The 21973-nt window shown below is 66.2% G+C and carries 14 protein-coding genes; 12 read left to right on the top strand and 2 right to left on the bottom strand.

The features are described from left to right. The first annotated feature begins 107 nt into the window (after positions 1 to 107). The 12 genes from recG to ubiA all read left to right on the top strand — a co-directional run bounded on the left by recG (position 108) and on the right by ubiA (position 19415). Positions 108 to 2303, top strand: coding sequence for an ATP-dependent DNA helicase RecG (gene recG / locus M5C98_RS21335; protein ID WP_272549437.1), 2196 nt, complete (start codon positions 108 to 110; stop codon positions 2301 to 2303). 122 nt (positions 2304 to 2425) lie between these two features. Then, a complete protein-coding gene (locus M5C98_RS21330; RefSeq protein WP_272549436.1) occupies positions 2426 to 7006 on the top strand; it encodes an RHS repeat-associated core domain-containing protein in 4581 nt (1526 codons plus the stop codon). Continuing rightward, positions 7003 to 7428, top strand: a complete 426-nt coding sequence (locus M5C98_RS21325; protein ID WP_272549435.1) for a hypothetical protein — start codon at positions 7003 to 7005, stop codon at positions 7426 to 7428. Before M5C98_RS21330 ends, M5C98_RS21325 begins: the two co-directional genes overlap by 4 nt. Before the next feature lie 327 nt (positions 7429 to 7755). Beyond that, positions 7756 to 9105 (top strand): IS5 family transposase, encoded by a 1350-nt coding sequence (locus M5C98_RS21320; RefSeq protein WP_272547823.1) that lies wholly within the window; start codon positions 7756 to 7758, stop codon positions 9103 to 9105. 116 nt (positions 9106 to 9221) lie between these two features. After that, positions 9222 to 12734: an RHS repeat-associated core domain-containing protein gene (locus M5C98_RS21315; RefSeq protein WP_272549434.1), complete on the top strand. Its 3513-nt coding sequence runs from the start codon at positions 9222 to 9224 to the stop codon at positions 12732 to 12734. A 38-nt stretch (positions 12735 to 12772) separates the two neighbouring features. Further along, positions 12773 to 13165, top strand: coding sequence for a hypothetical protein (locus M5C98_RS21310; RefSeq protein ID WP_272549433.1), 393 nt, complete (start codon positions 12773 to 12775; stop codon positions 13163 to 13165). Positions 13166 to 13525: 360 nt separating this feature from the next. Then, the gene (locus M5C98_RS21305) at positions 13526 to 13786 is read left to right on the top strand and encodes a hypothetical protein (protein ID WP_272549432.1); all 261 of its coding nucleotides are present in this window, start codon (positions 13526 to 13528) and stop codon (positions 13784 to 13786) included. A gap of 147 nt (positions 13787 to 13933) precedes the next feature. Further along, on the top strand, positions 13934 to 14230 hold the full coding sequence (locus tag M5C98_RS21300; RefSeq protein WP_272549431.1) for a hypothetical protein: 297 nt from the start codon (positions 13934 to 13936) through the stop codon (positions 14228 to 14230). A 576-nt stretch (positions 14231 to 14806) separates the two neighbouring features. After that, positions 14807 to 15772, top strand: a complete 966-nt coding sequence (locus tag M5C98_RS21295) for a LysR substrate-binding domain-containing protein (RefSeq protein WP_272549430.1) — start codon at positions 14807 to 14809, stop codon at positions 15770 to 15772. A gap of 224 nt (positions 15773 to 15996) precedes the next feature. Further along, positions 15997 to 17751 (top strand): dipeptidase, encoded by a 1755-nt coding sequence (locus tag M5C98_RS21290; RefSeq protein WP_272549429.1) that lies wholly within the window; start codon positions 15997 to 15999, stop codon positions 17749 to 17751. 147 nt (positions 17752 to 17898) lie between these two features. Continuing rightward, positions 17899 to 18423 (top strand): Dps family protein, encoded by a 525-nt coding sequence (locus tag M5C98_RS21285; protein ID WP_272549428.1) that lies wholly within the window; start codon positions 17899 to 17901, stop codon positions 18421 to 18423. 116 nt (positions 18424 to 18539) lie between these two features. Continuing rightward, positions 18540 to 19415 (top strand): 4-hydroxybenzoate octaprenyltransferase, encoded by an 876-nt coding sequence (gene ubiA / locus M5C98_RS21280; protein ID WP_272549427.1) that lies wholly within the window; start codon positions 18540 to 18542, stop codon positions 19413 to 19415. Between the two features lie 94 nt (positions 19416 to 19509). On the opposite strand, the gene proC is transcribed toward ubiA, so the two are convergent. Together proC and glpK are read right to left on the bottom strand one after the other, a co-directional pair. After that, entirely contained in the window at positions 19510 to 20352 is an 843-nt protein-coding gene (proC, locus tag M5C98_RS21275; protein ID WP_272549426.1) for a pyrroline-5-carboxylate reductase, read from the bottom strand. Between the two features lie 77 nt (positions 20353 to 20429). Beyond that, a complete protein-coding gene (gene glpK / locus M5C98_RS21270; RefSeq protein WP_272549425.1) occupies positions 20430 to 21962 on the bottom strand; it encodes a glycerol kinase GlpK in 1533 nt (510 codons plus the stop codon). Positions 21963 to 21973 lie beyond the last annotated feature (11 nt).

The following is a 21973-nucleotide window of genomic DNA, read 5'->3' as shown; positions in this document are numbered from 1 at the left end:
GCCGGGCGTCCGCAAAAACCGCCGAACGACGGCGCTGGCATGTTAGCCTTTTCTGCCCATGCCGGTTCCCCCTTATTGCGCTTTGCCTGCGCCCGCTCCCCCTTCCCATGCCCGACCGTAGCGCCGCCACCACTGCCGCCGCCGGTTCCGTGGCCGCGCCCGGGCGTGCAGCCCCCCCGGGGGGGCTGCACGCCCCCAGCCCTGCGCAGAAGGCCCTGCACAAGCTGGGGCTGGTGCGCGACATCGACCTGGCCCTGCACCTGCCCCTGCGCTACGAGGACGAAACCCGCATCACCCCCCTGCGCAACGCCCGGGACGGCGACACCGTGCAGATCGAGGCCACCGTCGTCTCCAGCGAGGTGCAGCTGCGCCCCCGCCGCCAGCTGCTGGTGCAGGTGGACGACGGCACGGGCACCTGCGAGCTGCGGTTCTTCAGCTTCTACCCCTCGCACCAGAAAACCCTGGCCGTGGGCGCGCGCCTGCGCATCCGGGGCGAGGTCAAGGGCGGCTTCTGGGGCCGGCAGATGCTGCACCCGGCCTTTCGCACGGCCACCGGCGACCTGCCGGCCGCGCTCACCCCCGTCTATCCGACCGTCGCGCAACTGCCCCAGGCCTACCTGCGCCGCGCCATCGTGAGCGCCCTGCAGCGCGTGGAGCTGTCCGAGACGCTGCCGCCCGGCGTGGAGCCGCCGGTGGGCCGCGTTTACAGCCAAAACGGCCCGGCGCCGGGGTGGAATCTGCGGCAGGCGCTCACTTTTTTGCACCACCCGGCGCCCGACGTGGCCATCGCCACCCTGGAGGACCACAGCCATCCGGCCTGGCAGCGGCTCAAGGCCGAGGAGTTGCTGGCCCAGCAACTGTCCCAGCAGCAATCCAAGCGCGAACGGGCCCGGCTGCGCGCGCCGGTGCTGCAGGCGCCGCCGCCCGGTGAAGGTGGCCTCACGCTGGCCGAGCAGCTGCTGGCCGTGCTGCCCTTCGGCCTCACGGGCGCCCAGCGCCGCGTGGGCGAAGAAATCGCCCGCGACCTGGGCCGCCCCGTGCCCATGCACCGCCTGCTGCAGGGCGACGTGGGCTCGGGCAAGACCGTGGTGGCGGCCCTGGCCGCCGCCGTGTGCATCGACGCGGGCTGGCAGTGCGCGCTGATGGCGCCCACCGAAATCCTGGCCGAGCAGCATTTCGCCAAGCTCGTCGGCTGGCTGGAGCCGCTGCTGGCCGTGCGCGGCCAACGCGTGGCCTGGCTCGTCGGCGGGCAAAAGAAGAAAGAGCGCGCCGCCATGCTGGCCCTGGTGGAAAGCGGCGAGGCCGCGCTGGTGGTGGGCACCCATGCGGTGATCCAGGACCAAGTGCGCTTTCGGTGCCTGGCCCTGGCCGTGATCGACGAGCAGCACCGCTTCGGCGTGGCGCAGCGCCTGGCGCTGCGGCAAAAGCTCGAAGGGCAGGGCATGGAGCCGCACATGCTCATGATGAGCGCCACGCCCATCCCGCGCACCCTGGCCATGAGCTACTACGCCGACCTGGACGTCTCCACCATCGACGAGCTGCCCCCCGGGCGCACCCCCATCGTCACCAAGCTCATCGCCGACAGCCGCAAGGACGAGGTCATCGAGCGCATCGCCGCCCAGGTCGCCTCGGGCCGGCAGGTGTACTGGGTGTGCCCGCTGATCGAGGAAAGCGAGGCGCTGGACCTGTCCAACGCCACCGCCACCCATGCCGAGCTGAGCGAGGCCCTGCAGGGCGGCGTTGCGGCAGGCCAGCCGCCCGTTCAGGTGGGCCTGCTGCACTCGCGCATGCCCAGCGCCGAGAAGAAGGCCGTCATGGCGCTCTTCACCAGCGGCGCCATGGGCGTGCTGGTCAGCACCACCGTGATCGAGGTGGGCGTGGACGTGCCCAATGCCTCGCTCATGGTCATCGAGCATTCCGAGCGGTTCGGCCTGTCGCAACTGCACCAGTTGCGCGGGCGCGTGGGGCGGGGCGCGGCAGCCTCGGCCTGCGTGCTGCTGTATTCCACCAACGACAGCGGCCGCCTGGGCGAGACCGCCCGCGAACGCCTCAAGGCCATGGCCGAGACCAACGACGGCTTCGAGATCGCCCGGCGCGACCTGGACATCCGCGGCCCGGGCGAATTCCTGGGCGCCCGCCAGTCCGGCGCGCCGCTGCTGCGCTTTGCCGACCTGGCCACCGACACCGTGCTGCTGGAGTGGGCGAGGGAGCTGGCGCCGCACATGCTGGACCGGTTTCCTGCCCTGGCCGAGCGGCATGTGATGCGGTGGCTGGGGGGGAAGTCGGATTATCTGAAGGCGTGAAAAAAAAGGCCTTGCGCATTTTCAAGGCAGGGCTCGGGTGATGTAACTCCCTGTATCTCGATGATCGAGTTTCTGCATAGTCGATAAAATGCGTAACTCAATATCAAACGGGAGGGGGATTCATGAGGGTCGTATGGGCCGCCTGCATCGCATTGCAGGCCATGGGTTATTGGGGCGTGGCGGAGGCAGGGGGGATCGACAGAAGCAAGCCGTTTGGGTATGGAATCGAGTCCACGGGAGGGCCCGACATGCGCTACACGGTGCTGTCCGGCACGGTGGCAGGCGTGTGCGGTGCGTTGCCCGATGGGCCGCATCGGTTCTGCGCGCAGTCCATTTGGGGGCGCAACCGGTGCCAGCTGCTGCCTTCGCTGGGCACCCCGTGCGAGGGTTCGGATGGACTGGGCGACAGCATCGCGCCCATCTGCAACCGGCCCACCAACGAGCACCCCGAATACCTCTACAACCCGGCGGGCTGGACCCAAAGCCGGGGTAAATACGATTACGCCACCGACCAGTTCTCCTGTGTCTGCCTGAATGCGGAACGCGGGGATGTCCGCGATTCGGAAACCAGCGGCTGGTGCGGCCCCAAGCAGCTGATCGACCCCGATCCGCCACCACCGCCCCCGCCGCCACCCCCACCGCCGCCACCTCCTCCCCCACCCCCGCCGCCCCTGCCGCCGCCCCCGGTACCGCCGCCCGGTGACGGCTACCGGGGGGTCTCCGTGTTCCCGGGCGGGCAGGACGGCATGTGCGTGGGCGACCCCGTCATTCCCGCCACCGGCGAGAACTTCCAGGAGATCGTGGACCACCAGGACCCGTGGGGCGGCAGCCTGGACTTCGTGCGCATCTACCGCAGCCACTGGGCGCTGGACTCCGCCCGCACCAGCCGGGGCTTCGGCCGCCAGTGGGGGCACAACCACGCCATCAGCCTGCGGGTGTCCGAGGGCGTTGCGACCGTCCTCTTCGGCAATGGCGAAGAGCGGGGCTTTCAGCGCACGGGCGCCCAGCAGGACTGGGTGGGCGATCAGCGCAGCGACACGCTGTCCCAGGCCGATGGCCTGTGGCGCTTTCGGAACGCCAGCGACGACTCCGTGCTCACCTTCGACAGCGCCGGCAAGCTCCTGAGCCGCAGGGCGCGCAACGGCTGGGTCACCACCTACGGCTACACCTACGGGCGCCTGACCAGCATCACCAACGCCTTCGGCCAGACCCTCACCCTCGTCTGGGGCGAGCGGCTGATCGAGAAGATCATCACGCCGGACTACAAAACCACCACCTACCGGTACAGCTACCAGGACGGCGTGGGCGACCGGCTGGTGTCGTCCCGCCTGCAGGACACGTTCCAGAAGACCTACCTGTACGAAGACACCGGCAACCCGTTCCTGCTGACCGCCCTCGTCGATGAGAACGGCAGCCGCTTCGCCCAGTTCAGCTACGACGCGCTGGGCCGCACGCTCCGGGCCGCGCATGCGGGCGACGCCCTGGCGCACCAGTTCGACTACACCGACATCGCCTCGGGCCAGGTCGGCGTGAAGGACCCGCTCGGGCAGAGCCGCCGGTACGGCTACACCGTGCAGAACAAGGCGCTGGCCGTCACCAGTGCCTCGTCGGCGCCGGGGCTGGCCTACCGCCCGGTCAACCGCCGGGTGCAGAACGCCGCCGGCCTCGTCACGGCGGAAACGGACTTCCTGGGCCGCCAGACCACCTACGAATGGGACAACGACCGCCAGTTGCCCCTGCTGGCCACCCACGCCAAGGGCACCGCGCAGGAGCGCCGGGTCGCCACGCAATGGCACCCCACCTACCGCCTGCCCGTCAAGGTCACCGATGGCAACCGCGTCACCGAATACACCTACGACGCGGACGGCAACGTCCTCACCGAGCGGGTGTACGACGCCAGCCAGCCCGACGGCGCAGCCAAGGCCGCCGTCCGCCGATGGGAGTACCAGGGCGGCCAGGTCACCGCCGAAATCGATGCCCTGGGCGTGCGGCGCGAGTACACCTACCACAGCAACACGCCCTTGGTGTTCGAGTCCACCGACCCGTTCGGGCGGCGCACCAGCCACCACTACAGCGATGGCCGCCTGGTGTCCAAGCTGCTGCCCAACGGCCTGCTCACCGAGTATGCCCATGGCGACCCCCGGGGCCTGCTCAACTATGCCTGGGTGCTGGGGCTGGCATGGACCTACCAATACAACGCCATCGGCAAACTGTCCCGCTCGACCCAGCCGGACGGCTACCAGATCGACTACGCCTACGACAGCGCGCACCGGCTGGCCTCGTGGAAGGACAACCGGGGCGCCTCGGGCAGTTATGGGTACGACCTGTTCAACAACGTCATCCTGCAGGAAGTCAAAGACGCCGCGGGCCAAACCGTGTGGCGCCAGGAGCGGGGCATCAACGCCGCCAACCAGCTGGAGACCGTCAAGGCCGGCAACCAGGTGGACCGCTACGCCTACGGCCCCAACGGCGAGCGCCTCGCCGCCGAGAACGCCCTGGGCCAGCGCTACCGGTACGCCACCGACCCCCTGGGCCGCGTCGCGGAAATCACCGACCCCCTGGGCAAGGTCGCCTCGCTGTCCTACGACGGCCTGGGCGCCGTGCAGGGCGCCAAGGACTTCGCCGGCGTGGCCACCGCGTATGCCAACGACATCCGGGGCAACGCCACGCGGGAGACCTCGGCCGACAGCGGCGCGGTGACCGTGCAGTACGACGCCCTGGGCCGCCCCACCCAGGTGAGCGATGCGCTCGCCCGCACCACCGGGCTTACGCGGGACGCGGCGGGGCGCCTGACCCGCATCCTCTGGAAGGACGGCAAGCAGAGCGTGTGGCGGTACGACCTCACCGGCGCCAGCTACAACGCCCCCGGCACGCCGCAGGCCAGCATCGGGTCCTTGAGCGAAATCCAGGACGCCGGCGTCACCACGCGCTGGCAGCGCGACCCGCTGGGCCGGGTCACCGCCCGCACCCAGGTGCTGGCCAACGGCGACAGCCGCACCTTGGCCCAGGCCTATGTACCAGCAGGGCCGGGCGGGACAAGCGGCGCAGGCGCCGGGCAGATCGCCACGCTCACCTACGCGAGCGGCAAGAAGCTGCAGTACCAGTACGACGCCACGGGCCAGCTCACCGGGCTGCAATGGAACGGCCAGCCGCTGCTCACCGCCATCACCTGGAACCCGCTGGGCCAGCCCACCGGCTGGAAGTGGCCGGCGTTCGGGCCCGCGCCCGGCCTGACCGAGCAGCGCAGCTACACCCTGGCGGGCCAGTTGGCCGCCAGCCGGCTGCTGCCGCACCTCGCCTGGGACAGCGCCGGGCGCCTGGCCCAGGTGCAGCAGCGGCACGCCCTGCGGGGCGCGACAGGGGCGCAGCAGGCCGTGATCACCACCGCCCACACCTACGACGCCACGGGCCGGCTCACCGCCAGCGCCCACAGCGCGCCGGGCACCCTGGTACTGGCGAGCGGCGCAGCGTTGAGCGACACCCTCGGGGCCAACACCAGCGGCTACGCGTGGGACGCCAACGGCAACCGAAGCCAGAGCCACTACAGCAGCACCACAGCGGCGGGCACGGCCACGCTCAAGCGCAATTACGTCGCCGTCAGCGGCAGCAACCGGCTGCAGAACTACACGCAGACGTTCCAGCCCGCCGGCGGCAGTGCGCAAACCAGCATCGTGGCTTACGCTTACGACGCCACGGGCTCGATCACGAGAAAGGGCGACAGCTACCTGCACTACGGCGTGGATGGCCGCATCGCCAAGGCGGGGCCCAACGCCGACCCGGCGAACACCCTGGCCGTGAGCTACACGTACAACGCCTTGGGCCAGCGGGTGTTCAAGAGCGACGCGCGGCTGTCCGGGGCGAACAACCCGGCCATCACCACGCAGACCGTCTATGCCGAAGACGGCATCGGCAGCACCGTGCTGGGCCAGTACGGCAACCGCAGGAGCAGCAACAGCGCCGCGCCGGCCGGCGAGATGGACAGCACGGAGGTCATCTACCTGCCCACGGCCAGCGGGCCGATGCCGGTGGCGGCGCAGATCAACGGCAGGCTGTATGCCATCGATGCGGACCATCTGAACACGCCCCGGCGCCTGACCAACACGCAGGGCCAGGTGGTGTGGCAATGGCTCATCACGGGGTTCGGAGAGGCTAACCCGACGACCGGCGCCACGGGCTACGCGCAGAGTGGGCAAGGCAGCGCCAACTACAGCGAAGCCATCAAGTTCGACCTGCGGTATCCGGGGCAGGTGTGGGATGAGGAGACCCAACTGGCGTACAACCTGAATCGGTACTACGACCGGGAGGGCGGTCGGTACATCCAGGCGGATCCGATTGGGTTGGATGGGGGGTGGAACCGGTTCTTGTATGTGGGGGGAAATCCACTTAGTTTTATAGACCCTGAAGGGCTACAAATTGCACCTCCTCCCCGTAGGCCGAATTGGCCAGAATGGTTACAACCTAATGCACCCAATTCGAACTGCGCCACTCCAGAATGTGCGGCAGGTCTATTGCCTGCGCCTAGTGAACGACGCACTACGGAGCAGATATCGAAAGACCTTAACCATCGTGTTTGCAAATGGTCTTGTGGCAAAGCCATCTCATCTGTCACTGGTGGGGTGGGCGATATGTGTCGTATCGGGCCATTAGAGAAATATGGCGCTGGAAAAGCAGTTAAACAAGCTTGTGACTGGGTGTGTGAATGAATACCAAAAGATATTTTCTTATAAATGGGGTGGCGGGGGTTTCGACCGTCTTATTGATTGTTGCAGGTTGCAAAGGTAAGGAGGAAGTAAAACCGACTGTATCCATCCAGCAAACATCTCCATCAGGTGACATTCCATTGGTGGCAGGAGATGAGATTAATTTTCAAATAGATGTGAGAGTTCAAGGGCTTCAAAATGCTGGGCAAATCAGCCTGATAGTTCAATCTGCAGAGGGCGTGGTGATTGCCGATTGCGCCCCAGTTACAGTGAGCAATGGGGCAGCGGTAAGGCTAAACGCTGCGGGGGTAGTGCCAGAGACTACGGTGGTGCGTGTTTTTACACCTTTATATATAAATGGTGGAAATAATACGGAGGTGCTGGATACACGTTTATTTAAAGTTGTCGGTAAACGATCAAAATAGCACTTGTGTCGTGAATTAAATATCTTTGAATATTTAGGAATAGTCCATCTTGCAGAGTTCCCAAGACCAGCAAGTTTGCATTAAGGGGCGGCGGCTGTCGCCCCCAATTCTTGCGGTCAGGGGGCGACGCCGCAGTCTCTGGAATCCCATGCCTGCCCGCAGCAGGCAAGTGTCCGCCAAGCAGTCCTGTTTGCTATTAATTAGTCCGTCCTGAACAATTCCCAAGCTGTTGATCTGGCTTGCAGTTCTTCGGTTTGATGGACGCAGGATTTGCAAGGTATGGTTGTTCCAGTACCTGTTTTCTTGCAAATCGCCCCGAGGAGTTCGATGGGTCCGAAGCCTTCACAGCCGCAGAGCGGCGAGTTGTTCATCTCCCGGCTCGACGAGTTGATCAACATGCAGCACCCGCTGGTCCGACTGGCGGCGCTGATCGACTGGGCCGAGATCGAGCGCACGTTCGCGGTGTCGTTCACTTCTGTGCGTGGCCGGCCGGCCTTGCCGCCGCGCTTGGTCGCCGGCCTGCTGTACCTGCAGCACACGTTCGACGCCTCCGACGAAGCCGTGGTCAATACGTGGGTGGAGAACCCGTACTGGCAGTTCTTCTGCGGCGAGACCTACCTGCAGACCGAGGCGCCCATCGATCCGTCGAGCCTGACGCGCTGGAGAAAGCGCATCGGCGAAGAAGGCGTGGAGACGCTGCTGGCCGCCAGCATCGACGCTGCCCGCCAGGGCGGCGTGATCCAGAAGGCCAGTACGCAGCAGGTGATCGTGGACACCACGGTGATGCCCAAGGCCATTGCGCACCCCACCGACAGCCGCTTGCTGGACAAGAGTCGCCAGCACTTGGTCAAGGCGGCCGAGGACAACGGACTGCGGCTGCGCCAGAACTACAACCGGGTGGCCCCTCGGTTGGCCGTGCAGATCGGGCGCTACGCGCACGCCAGGCAATTCAAGCGCATGAAGAAGGCCGTGCGCACGCTGCGCACTCGTGTCGGGCGGGTGCACCGCGAGGTGCAGCGCCAACTGCACGTGCTGCCCGAAGCGGCCAAAGCCAAGGTCCTGGACCTGCTGCAGCGCACAGGTCGCATCCTGACCCAGGCACCCAAGGACAAGAGCAAGCTGTACGCCCTGCACGCGCCCGAGGTGGAGTGCATCAGCAAGGGCAAAGCCAGGACACCCTACGAGTTCGGCGTGAAGGTCAGCATCGCCACCACGCTCAAGGAAGGCCTGGTGGTGGGCATGCGCTCCATGCCGGGCAACCCCTACGACGGCCACACGTTGGCCCAGACGCTGGAGCAGGTGGGCATCCTCACAGGCACGGACAGGCCGCCCGCCACGGCCATCGTGGACAAGGGCTACCGGGGTGTGGAGATCGAAGGCGTGCGCATCCTGCGCTCGGGCCAGAAGCGGGGCATCACGAGGACGCTCAAGGCCATGATCAAGCGAAGAAGCGCCATCGAGCCAGCGATAGGCCACATGAAGATGGACGGCAGGCTGGGTCGCAATCCGCTCAAGGGTGCGCTGGGCGATGCGCTGCATGCGGTGATGTGCGGCGCCGGGCACAACCTGCGCCTGATCCTGGCCGCGCTGCGGCTTTATTGCGTCCGATTCGGGCTGTCCATGCAGGCAGTCATCTCTGCACTGGTCGCAGCACCTGATGACCGCCGACCCGTCTGATGCTGAAAGCAGAATTGTTCAGGGCGGACTAATTAAATAGCATTAACGGCATAATTTACTAGGGCGTGGGGCCTGTTTGACCTCATATCAGGCCCCACATCAAACGGGAGGGCAACATGAGGGTCGTGTGGGCAGCCTGCATCGCATTGCAGGCCCTGGGTTTTTTGGGGCACCAGGACGGCGTGGGCGACCGGCTGGTGTCGTCCCGCCTGCAGGACACGTACCAGAAGACCTACCTGTACGAAGACACCGGCAACCCGTTCCTGCTGACCGCCCTCGTCGATGAGAACGGCAGCCGCTTCGCCCAGTTCAGCTACGACGCGCTGGGCCGCACGCTCAAGGCCGCGCATGCGGGCGACGCCCTGGCGCACCAGTTCGACTACACCGACATCGCCTCGGGCCAGGTCGGCGTGAAGGACCCGCTCGGCCAGAGCCGCCGGTACGGCTACACCGTGCAGAACAAGGCGCTGGCCGTCACCAGTGCCTCGTCGGCGCCGGGGCTGGCCTACCGCCCGGTCAACCGCCGGGTGCAGAACGCCGCCGGCCTCGTCACGGCGGAAACGGACTTCCTGGGCCGCCAGACCACCTACGAATGGGACAACGACCGCCAGTTGCCCCTGCTGGCCACCCACGCCAAGGGCACCGCGCAGGAGCGCCGGGTCGCCACGCAATGGCACCCCACCTACCGCCTGCCCGTCAAGGTCACCGATGGCAACCGCGTCACCGAATACACCTACGACGCGGACGGCAACGTCCTCACCGAGCGGGTGTACGACGCCAGCCAGCCCGACGGCGCAGCCAAGGCCGCCGTCCGCCGATGGGAGTACCAGGGCGGCCAGGTCACCGCCGAAATCGATGCCCTGGGCGTGCGGCGCGAGTACACCTACCACAGCAACACGCCCTTGGTGTTCGAGTCCACCGACCCGTTCGGGCGGCGCACCAGCCACCACTACAGCGATGGCCGCCTGGTGTCCAAGCTGCTGCCCAACGGCCTGCTCACCGAGTATGCCCATGGCGACCCCCGGGGCCTGCTCAACTATGCCTGGGTGCTGGGGCTGGCATGGACCTACCAATACAACGCCATCGGCAAACTGTCCCGCTCGACCCAGCCGGACGGCTACCAGATCGACTACGCCTACGACAGCGCGCACCGGCTGGCCTCGTGGAAGGACAACCGGGGCGCCTCGGGCAGTTATGGGTACGACCTGTTCAACAACGTCATCCTGCAGGAAGTCAAAGACGCCGCGGGCCAAACCGTGTGGCGCCAGGAGCGGGGCATCAACGCCGCCAACCAGCTGGAGACCGTCAAGGCCGGCAACCAGGTGGACCGCTACGCCTACGGCCCCAACGGCGAGCGCCTCGCCGCCGAGAACGCCCTGGGCCAGCGCTACCGGTACGCCACCGACCCCCTGGGCCGCGTCGCGGAAATCACCGACCCCCTGGGCAAGGTCGCCTCGCTGTCCTACGACGGCCTGGGCGCCGTGCAGGGCGCCAAGGACTTCGCCGGCGTGGCCACCGCGTATGCCAACGACATCCGGGGCAACGCCACGCGGGAGACCTCGGCCGACAGCGGCGCGGTGACCGTGCAGTACGACGCCCTGGGCCGCCCCACCCAGGTGAGCGATGCGCTCGCCCGCACCACCGGGCTTACGCGGGACGCGGCGGGGCGCCTGACCCGCATCCTCTGGAAGGACGGCAAGCAGAGCGTGTGGCGGTACGACCTCACCGGCGCCAGCTACAACGCCCCCGGCACGCCGCAGGCCAGCATCGGGTCCTTGAGCGAAATCCAGGACGCCGGCGTCACCACGCGCTGGCAGCGCGACCCGCTGGGCCGGGTCACCGCCCGCACCCAGGTGCTGGCCAACGGCGACAGCCGCACCTTGGCCCAGGCCTATGTACCAGCAGGGCCGGGCGGGACAAGCGGCGCAGGCGCCGGGCAGATCGCCACGCTCACCTACGCGAGCGGCAAGAAGCTGCAGTACCAGTACGACGCCACGGGCCAGCTCACCGGGCTGCAATGGAACGGCCAGCCGCTGCTCACCGCCATCACCTGGAACCCGCTGGGCCAGCCCACCGGCTGGAAGTGGCCGGCGTTCGGCCTGACCGAGCAGCGCAGCTACACCCTGGCGGGCCAGTTGTCCGCCAGCCGGCTGCTGCCGCACCTCGCCTGGGACAGCGCCGGGCGCCTGGCCCAGGTGCAGCAGCGGCACGCGCTGCGGGGCGCCACGGGGGCGCAGCAGGCCGTGATCACCAGCGCCAACACCTACGACGCCACGGGCCGGCTCACCGCCAGTGCCCACAGCGCGCCGGCCGGCCTCACGCTACCCACGGGCAGCGCGTTGAGCGACACCCTCGGGGCCAACACCAGCGGCTATGCGTGGGACGCCAACGGCAACCGCAGCCAGAGCCACTACAGCAGCACCACGGCGGCGGGCACGGCCACGCTCAAACGCAGCTACATCGCGGTCAGCGGCAGCAACCGGCTGCAAAACTACACGCAGACGTTCCAGCCCACCAGCGGCAGTGCGCAAACCAGCACCGTGGCCTACAGCCACGACGCCACCGGCTCTCTCACCAAGAAAGGCGACAACTATCTGCACTACGGCAGCGACGGCCGCATTGCCAAGGCCGGCCTGAATGCCGACCCGGCGAACACCCTGGCCGTGAGCTACACGTACAACGCCCTGGGCCAGCGGGTCTTCAAGAGCGATGCGCGGCTGTCCGGGGCGAACAACCCCGCCATCACCACGCAGACCGTCTATGCCGAAGACGGCATCGGCAGCACCGTGCTGGGCCAGTACGGCAACCGCAGGAGCAGCAACAGCGCGGCGCCGGCCGGGGAGATGGACAGCACGGAGGTCATCTACCTGCCCACGGCCAGCGGGCCGATGCCGGTGGCGGCGCAGATCAATGGCAGGCTGTATGCCATCGACGCGGACCACCTGAACACGCCGCGGCGCCTGACGAACACGCAGGGCCAGGTGGTGTGGCAATGGCTCATCACGGGGTTCGGAGAGGCCAACCCCACGACCGGGGCCACGGGATATGCGCAGAGCGGGCAGGGCGCGACGAACTACAGCGAAGCAGTGAAGTTCGATCTGCGGTATCCGGGGCAGGTGTGGGATGAGGAGACAGGACTGGCGTACAACCTGAATCGGTACTACGACCGGGAGGGAGGGCGGTACATCCAAGCCGATCCGATTGGGCTGGAGGGGGGATGGAATCGGTTCTTGTATGTGGGAGGAAATCCGGCCTCCTACACCGACCCGACAGGCGAGTTCGCAATCGCCATTCCGTTCATTCCAGCAATCATCACTGGGGCAGATATTGCTATCGGAACGGGTTTAGGTGCATTGGGCTATGGTTTGGATCGAATATTTAATCGCCCAAAAAATCCACCAGATGTGGGTCCGCCTGGCGGCTTTGTTCAAGGCCCAAACCGTGGAAGAGATTACTGTCCCGACGGTAGCCCTCAAACAGACTATGACAGGCCTCACCAAGGCGCGCAGTATCCGCATATTCATGACTGGTCTGATGGAAAGAGGGATGACCATGCTGGTCGGCCCTACTCTCCGTGGCCAGCTGGTAATGTTCCAGCAGACGGTCCATTTTCACCATTTCCCAGGTAAATTGCTGATCCTGACAATTGATTTAGAAAAGATTTTATATGAATTTTGTAGAAAGTAGATTACTGGGAGTGCAAATTGATGATACAGGTCGCGAGATTTCATTGTCGATTATCAGGTCTGACGGGACTAAGTTCTTTCTAGAGTTGCATGGCATTGAGAGGTTTCTTGTCAACGAATTGAGGCAGCAGAATATCATTGAAAATATGAAACATTGGACGCAAGGTACGGAAGACTCGTCCCTTCGTGATGCAGCATATTTTTTGATGACTGGCGTCGCAGAGAACGACTGTGAGCCGCGGTTAGCCACGATCGCACATGCAGTTGTTGAGAGAGTGCTTCGCGGTGAACTTGAGATGGTGGAAATAACCGCAGTTTTCGGAGCGCAAATTCTTGCCTCGTTTACGTCAATGACCCTTCGCGCTGAGACGTGATTTCACCAATAGCGAAGCCATTTTCTAAACGGTGCTATCACTGAGTCATACCGCTGGCACCTTCATCGCACGCAGACCATAGGCTCTGGGGGCGTAGCGGGCCAGGGGTGACAGAAGAAAGCCATTTGCGCACGACGGCTACTGCGGCATTGTCATCGTCCTAGATTGGCAATTGATGGATTTTGTCCATGGCGTGGAGAGAATTGGCGTATGCGTTGCGTGCAGCGTGAGTTTTTAAATTGAATGGATGAATGTAATGCCGAGTGATCAATTCCCGATAAAATCCAATCTAATGATTTGGAGGTTGAGGAGTAGTAGTTGAATTGATGATTAATTATTTTCTAATCAAATGAGGGGCTCATGGGTTTTTTATTGTTCTTGATTGTCTGTGCATTGACCGTTTTGGCATGGTTGGCAGCTATTGGGTCTGCAATACCTTATGGCGGCGGTGGCATGGGGTTTTTCCTGATTGCTGTGGCTATGACGATTCTTGTAATCGGGTGGGTTGGAGTGTGGATCATCGGAGGGATTTGGGGGGCTTTCACTGAGTCTCCTGTTTCTCAGCAGCCCGAAATACCACCTCTCGCTGTTGAGGAAAATCGGCGAAAAAATATTGATTAGAAAGGAAGGGATTGATTGGTAAAACCACTGGTCTAAAGCGGCTACAGGCATGTTTGGCTCTCAAGAAAAGGGCGTTAGCTACTTGCTATTGCCTAGGTGACAGTCGTTAAATTTTTTCTTGGCAATCGCCGGTGATTGGAATGCGATTTGATTTTACAGATAGCTTTAGGCAATTTTTACTCACGAGGTGATGAGCGGCGCCTTTTTCAAGGTCTGGAAGAAATAATTGCAATACGCAGCGTGAGGGGCGTAGGTCGATATTTGTTGATTGATATCGGCATTTCTGCCCTTGACAAAGAAGCAATGTGTGAGTTGCTAGCCCTGCTTTGGCGCTATGAGATACCACTTGCCCCTTTACGCGCGCTCGCAGAAAAAAAGAAGTTTGACTGGCTGAATGACTCGCAAGGCTATTGGCACAGCGCGATGTTTAAGAATCAAGCGTAATGCCTGAGATGAATTCGGATGAAGAGCAATCCGAAAAAGCCCAACCAACGCGGAAGTCGTAACAGCGAGGCGGCGGAAGGCGGCCTAAACAGCACGAAACCCATCTGATCGTTTATGTGGCAAATCAATTCGCCTTATGGCGTTGGTACTCCCGCAGCAGTGTTCAGAGCGATGCATGGCGGCAAGGCGTTAATTTCTCAGCCGTCCAATGCGGACGGAATCCATCCCCCTGGGCCGACGACTTGCCCTCGCCAGAGTTCGGAACAAACACATTCGATGTGCTATATTTTTAATAGCGTCATGACCATGATTTTCTAGGGCATGAAGCCTATTCGGCCATAAGGAAAATCGCGGCGAAGATGGCTGGCAAGCCCCATTAGCGCGCAACGCGCATGCCTCAGCCACTAGCGTTTGCCGGGCATGCAATGCACCTTTCGCCAGCCCCTGGCCCGCCCCGCCACCCAATGTGAAGCCTGGGTAAAGTTCCTTCCCCCCCACCGCGTTGCTCGCGAACTGCCGACCGACAGGGGTTTCATCTCAGCGCACAATGTCGCGTTCGCCAATCCGCATCCAACAATGACCCTCACGGAACTCAAATACATCGTCGCTGTGGCCCGGGAGAAGCACTTTGGCCGGGCGGCCGATGCTTGCTACGTATCGCAGCCCACGCTGTCGGTGGCCATCAAGAAGCTGGAAGACGAGCTGGAGGTCAAACTCTTCGAGCGCAGCGCGGGCGAGGTGTCGGTCACCTCGCTGGGCGACGAGATCGTGCGCCAGGCGCAGAGCGTGCTGGAGCAGGCCGCCGCCATCAAGGAAATCGCCAAGCGCGGCAAGGACCCGCTGGCCGGGGCGCTCACGCTGGGGGTGATCTACACCATCGGGCCCTACCTGCTGCCCGAGCTGGTGCGCCATGCCATCGCGCGCACGCCGCAGATGCCGCTCATGCTGCAGGAGAACTTCACGGTCAAGCTGCTGGAGATGCTGCGCACCGGCGAGATCGATTGCGCGATCATGGCCGAGCCGTTTCCCGACACGGGCCTGGCGATGGCGCAGCTGTATGACGAGCCCTTCATGGCGGCCGTGCCCAGCAGCCACCCGCTGGCCGAACAGAAATCCATCTCCGCCGCGCAGCTCAAGAGCGAGACGATGCTGCTGTTGGGCGCGGGCCACTGCTTTCGCGACCATGTGCTGGAGGTGTGCCCCGAGTTCGCGCGCTTTGCGAGCAATGCCGAGGGCATCCGGCGCACGTTCGAGGGCTCATCGCTGGAGACGATCAAGCACATGGTGTCGGCCGGCATGGGCGTGACGCTGGTGCCGCGCCTGTCGGTGCCGCGCGATGCGCTGCACACGGGTTCGCGCCGCAGGAAGAGCGACGACACGCACATCCGCTACCTGCCCATCCAGGAAGACGACGGCAGCCCGCCACCGATGCGCCGCGTGGTGCTGGCCTGGCGCCGCAGCTTCACCCGCTACGAGGCGATCGCTGCGCTGCGCAATGCGATCTATGCCTGCGAACTGCCGGGCGTGACGCGCCTGTCCTGAGGCGCGGGCTCCTTCTCCGGGGCTTCCTCGGCACGTCTTCGGGACATGGTGGCAGCGCGGTCGGCGCTGACTGCCGTGCAGCCTTCATCCAAACGCCTCGGGGCAGGGCTAAACTCGCCCCGCGCGCGGCCGGTGGTCATCCTCCACCCGTCCCGCCCGCAGGCTGCGCCACATGCCGCCTGCGAGCGGCGCTGCGCTTTTCCACAATCCAAGGACAACATTCCATGAAGAAGCTTTTGATGGCGGCCGGGCTGGCCCTGGGCCTTTCGGCCTGCTCCAGCGTGACGGCGCCCGCCGATACCGCGCCGCTGGCGGGCACGCTCAAGAAACCCGATCTGGACCGCCTGGTGGTCGCCGAGACGGGCGCGCCCAGCGGCGATTTCAGCGCGTTCCTCGAACGCGCGGTGCGCACCTATCCTGCGCTGGCGCCCAGCGTGAAGGCGTATGAATCCAAGGCCACGCTGGCGGGCGACGATCTGGTGAACATCAGCCGCCTGCTGGGCCTGTACAACCGCCTGCACCACCACACGGCGGTGATCGACACGACCGCGAAGATGGTGGCGATTCCCACGGTGCGCGCCGACAAGGTGCCGCCGCACGAAGACAAGGCGATCATCGCCTTCGGCACGCTGGTCGAAGGCATGGCCAGGGATTTCGGCCTGCAGTACCGCAACGTGGACAACCGCATTTTCGAAGTGAAGCTGCCCGGCACGGGCACAGAAGAATTCGGCATCCTCACGCATGCCGACGTGGTGCCCGTGGTGGCCGACGAATGGGTGCTGGACGACGGCACGCGCCTGGACCCGTTCAAGCTCACACGCGTGGGCGGCAACCTGTATGGCCGGGGCTCCATCGACGACAAGGGCTCCATCGCCGCCGTGCTGTACGCGATGAAGGCGGTCAAGGACAGCGGCCTGCCGATGGCCCGCACGATCCGCCTGATGGTCGAGACGACCGAAGAGACGGGCGGCGACGCGATGAAGTACTACCGCGCCAAGACCGCGCTGCCCGAGTACAACATCGTGCTGGACAGCAAGTACCCCGCCGTGGTGGCCGAAAAGGGCTCCGGCGCGCTGCGTGCGTCGTTCGCGCTGGCGCCCACCGCCACCGCGCCGGCCGGCGCAGTCACCATCGCTGCGATGACGGGCGCCGCCTCGGCCAACGCCGTGCCGCAGACGGCCACCGCACGCCTGCAAGGTGGCGACCTGGCCGCCACGGCGCAGCGCCTGGGCGCGGCCCGCGAGGCGTTCATCGCCAAATACACTGGCCAGGGCGGCCCCTTCGCCATCGACATCGTTCAGGACGGCGCTGCGCTCACGGTCAAGGTCACGGGAACGTCGGCCCACGGCTCGCGTCCCGAAGAGGGCGTGAACCCGCTGCCGCGCCTGGCGCTGTTCCTGCAGGAGTCCGGCGTGCCGCTGGCGGCCAACGGCTATGCCGGCGCGGTGCGCTACATCGCTGATCTGTACGGCACCGACTACCTGGGCCGCACGATGGGCCTGGCGTACAGCGACGACTTCATGGGACCGCTCACCATGTCGCCCAACCTGGTGCGCGAGAAGGACGGCAAGGTCGATGTGCTGGTGAACGTGCGCATGCCGCGCGGCAGCACGGCGGACGTGCTGACGAAGGCCACCACGGCGCGCATCCAGGCGTGGGGCACGCAGGCCGGCGTGGCGGTCGAGGTGGACCACAGCCAGGGCGAGTGGATGGCGCGCGACCCTCAGGGCGCCTGGCTGTCCACGTTGCTCAACACCTTCGGCGACACCACCGGCCTGGAGGCCAAGCCCGTGCCCACGGCCGGCAGCACCACGGCCAAGCTGATGCCCAACGCGATCAACTTCGGCCCCGCGATGCCGGGCAAGAAGTACACGGCCCACAACGCGAAGGAATTCAAGGAAGTGACCGACCTCGACGCCGACATGCAGATGTTCACCGAGATGCTGGTGCGCATCGGCAACCTGCCGCAGATGCAGTGACCCCGGGCGGCCGCTGGCCGCCCTGCATGCGCTAAAGTGTTTCAGGCGCCCGGGCGCCACGCCTCCCCCTCAGCGGCGGAGGCCCGCCCGGGCCGGCAAGATGGCAACGCAACGCATCGTTCAGTTCAGCACCCGAAGGAGTTCTCCATGGCAAAAACACCCAAGACCCCTATCGCCCGCGCCAGCGCCAGCGGCGCACCGCGCATCAACATCGGCATCAGCGACAAGGACCGTGCGGCCATCGCGCAAGGCCTGTCGCGCCTGCTGGCCGACACCTACACGCTGTACCTCACCACCCACAACTTCCACTGGAACGTGACGGGCCCGATGTTCAACACGCTGCACACCATGTTCATGGGGCAGTACACCGAGCTGTGGAACGCGGTGGACCCGGTGGCCGAGCGCATCCGCTCGCTGGGCCATGCGGCGCCGGGCTCTTACGCGCAGTTCGGCAAGCTCACCTCGCTGCCCGACGCGCCCACCGAGCCGCCCCACGCTCTGGAGATGGTGCGCATCCTGGTCGAAGGCCACGAGGCCGTCGCCCGCACGGCGCGCGAACTGTTCCCGGTGGCCGACAAGGCCAGCGACGAACCCACGGCCGATCTGCTGACCCAGCGCCTGGCGGTGCATGAGCAGACCGCCTGGATGCTGCGCTCGCTCCTGGAGGAGTGAGCCGGCCGGGCCTTGCACGGCCCTGCCCAGCCAGCGCCCGCCCACCCGTGCGGGCGTTTTCGTTTCCCGGGTCCCCTCTCTTTCTCTCTCTTTCTTTCCTTTCCTTTTTCCGCGCCATGCCGCTTTCCGCCCCCACGCCGTCGCGCCTGTCGCTCTACCTTGACCTGATCCGCTGGAGCCGCCCGGCCGGCTGGCTGCTGCTGCTGTGGCCCACGCTGTCGGCGCTGTGGGTCGCGGCGGGCGGATTCCCCGGCTGGCACCTGCTGGCCGTGTTCACGCTGGGCACCATCCTGATGCGCAGCGCGGGCTGCTGCGTGAACGACGTGGCCGACCGCCGGTTCGACCGACACGTCAAGCGCACGGCGCAGCGGCCGGTGACCAGCGGCGCCGTCTCCCCGCGCGAGGCGCTGGCTGTGGGGGCGGTGCTGGCGCTGGTCGCCTTCGCGCTGGTGCTCACCACCAATGCCATCACCATCGCCTGGTCGGTGCCGGCGCTGGCGGTGACGGTGCTGTACCCGTTCACCAAGCGGTTCTTCTCGATGCCGCAGGCGGTGCTGGGCGTGGCGTTCAGCATGGGCATTCCGATGGCGTTCACCGCCGTGCGCGGCGAGGTGCCGTGGCTGGCGCTGTGGCTGGTGCTGGGCAATCTGTTCTGGGTGCTGGCCTACGACACCGAATACGCCATGGTGGACCGCGACGACGACCTGAAGATCGGCATGAAGACCTCGGCCATCACGCTGGGCCGCTTCGACGTCGCGGCCATCCTGGCGTTCTACCTGCTGCTGGTGGCTTTCTGGGGCGTTTCGCTGGCGCCGTTGGGGCTGGGCGCGGCGTTCCACCTCGCGATCGGCGCGGTGCTGGCCCAGGTGGCGTGGCACTTCGCGCTGATCCGCCACCGCACGCGCGAGGGTTGCTTTCGGGCCTTCCGCGAGAACCACTGGATCGGGTTCACGCTGTTCGCCGGCATCGCCGTGGGTTACGCGCTGCGGTAAGTTGCTATTGTTTTTGTAGCGATATGCCCTAGTACTTATTGTGCTGGAGGGCGTTTTGGCTTGAAGCCGGCGGGGCGCCCGCCCGCGCTGGCGATCAGGCGCCGAACTCGTCGCCCAGTTCGCGCGCCCGCTCACGCGCGGCCTCCATGGCGCGCATGAAGCGCTGGGGCACTTCGTCCTGCTCCATCGACTGCAGGGCGGCGTAGGTGGTGCCGCCCTTGGAGGTGACGCGCTGGCGCAGCACCTCGGGCGGCTCGTCGGAGCGGCGGGCCAGTTCGGAGGCGCCGGCGAAGGTGGCCACGGCCAGCTGGTGGGCCTGGGCGCGGGTCAGGCCCATGGCGGCGCCGGCCTCGGTCATGGCCTCCAGGAAGCGGAACACATAGGCCGGGCCCGAGCCCGACAGGGCGGTGACGGCATCGAGCTGCGGTTCGTCGTCCACCCACAGGAATTCCCCCGTCGTCGCGATGATCCGCTCGATGGCCGCGCGCTCGGCGGCGGTCACCTGGGGGCGGGCGTAAAGGGCCGTCATGCCGCGGGCGATCAGCGCCGGGGTGTTGGGCATGGCGCGCACGATGCGTTCGCTGCCCAGCCACCGGGCGATGCTGTCCGAGCGGATGCCGGCCGCCACGCTCAGGTGCACGGCGCTGCCGGTGTGGGCGCGCGCCTGCTGGGCGGCTTCCTGGAAGGTCTGGGGCTTGACGGCCCACACCACGGTGCCGGCCCGGGCCAGCGCGGGGCCGGCCGCTTCGTGCGCCGTGATGCCGTGCTGCGAGAGCAGGGCGGCGCGGGCTTCGGCCCAGGGCTCGACCACTTCGATCTGCGCGGCCGGCACGCCCTGGCGGATCAGCCCGCCGATGATGGCGCTGGCCATGTTGCCCCCGCCGATGAAGGCGATGGCGGAAGGGGTCGAATCGGTCGCGGCGGGCGTGGCGTTCATGGCGGCGGTGGGCTGGTGGAGGCGAAGCGCAGGATGTTAGCGCCTGCGCCGCGGGGAACGCCGGGGCTCCCTTCTTTTCAGTCGAGCGAGGCCTGCCGCACGGCGTGCTCCCAGCGCGCCATGAGTTCGCGGGCGCGGGGGGCGCCCAGCGTGGGCATGAAGCGGCGCTCGGCGCGCCACAGGTCCGACAGCTCGTCGGTGCTGCGGTACACGCCGCTCGACAGGCCGGCCAGGTAGGCCGCGCCCAGCGCCGTGGTCTCGATCACCGCGGGCCGCACGACGGGAATGCCCAGCAGGTCGGCCTGGAACTGCATGAGCAGGTCGTTCACGCAGGCGCCGCCGTCCACGCGCAGCTCGCTCACCGGCGCGCCGCCGGCGGCCACGGCGTCGCGGCTCATGGCCTGCAGCAGCGCGGCGCTCTGGTAGGCGATGCTCTCCAGCGCCGCCCGCGCGATGTGGGCGAGCGTGGTGCCGCGCGTGAGGCCGGTGATGGTGCCGCGTGCGTCGGGCTTCCAGTAGGGCGCGCCCAGGCCGGTGAAGGCCGGCACCATCATCACGCCGCCCGAATCGGGCACGCTTTCGGCGAGCGACTGCACCTCGTTGCTGGCGGAGATGGCCCGCAAGCCGTCGCGCAGCCACTGCACCACGGCGCCGCCGACGAACACGCTGCCTTCCATCGCGAACTCGGGCGTGCTGCCGGCCAGGCTGAGCGAGGCCGCGCCGGGCGGCGCGGTGCCGATCTGGGCCGCGCTGGTGGTCAGCAGCCCGTTGGTGGAGGTCTGGAACTTCTGCCCCGTGTGCATCAGCATGAAGCAGCCGGTGCCGTAGGTGTTCTTGGCCATGCCGGCCTTGAAGCAGGCCTGGCCGAACAGCGCGCTCTGCTGGTCGCCGGCCACGCCGCCGATGGGCAGGGCGCTGCCCAGCAGCTCGGGGTGGGTGTCGCCGAAGTGGGCGCTGGAGGGTCGCACCTCGGGCATGAGGGCGCGCGGGATCTGCAGCAGCTCCAGCAGTTCGTCGTCCCACTGGTTGGTGCGCACATTGAAGAGCATGGTGCGCGCGGCGTTGCTCACGTCGGTCACGTGCACTTGGCCTTGCGTGAGCTGCCAGATGAGCCAGCTGTCCACGGTGCCGAAGGCCAGTTCGCCGCGCTCGGCCTGGGCGCGCGCGCCGGGCACGTGGTCCAGCAGCCAGCGCAGCTTGGTGCCCGAGAAATACGCGTCGATCAGCAGGCCGGTCTTGGCCTGGATGGTGTCGGCCAGGCCGCGCTCGCGCAACTCGGCGCACAGCGGCTCGGCCCGGCGGTCCTGCCAGACGATGGCGTGGTGCACCGGCTCGCCGGTGCGCCGGTTCCATAGCACCGTGGTCTCGCGCTGGTTGGTGATGCCCAGCGCGCGCACGTCGCTGGCCTTCAGATTCGCCTGGGCCAGGGCCTGCCGCGCGGTGGTCAGCTGGGTGCGCCAGATCTCGCGCGGGTCGTGCTCCACCCAGCCGGGTTGCGGGTAGATCTGCGGCAGCTCCAGCTGTGCCTGCGCGACGATGTGGCCGCGCTCGTCGAACACGATGCTGCGGGAACTGGAGGTGCCTTGGTCGAGGGCGAGCAAATAGGTCATGGTGTGTTCTG

It is taken from the genome of Acidovorax sp. NCPPB 3576 (assembly GCF_028473605.1).
Taxonomy (GTDB): domain Bacteria; phylum Pseudomonadota; class Gammaproteobacteria; order Burkholderiales; family Burkholderiaceae_C; genus Paracidovorax.
Note: the sequence above shows the minus strand (reverse complement) of the source record. Positions and strands in the feature narration are given on the sequence as shown.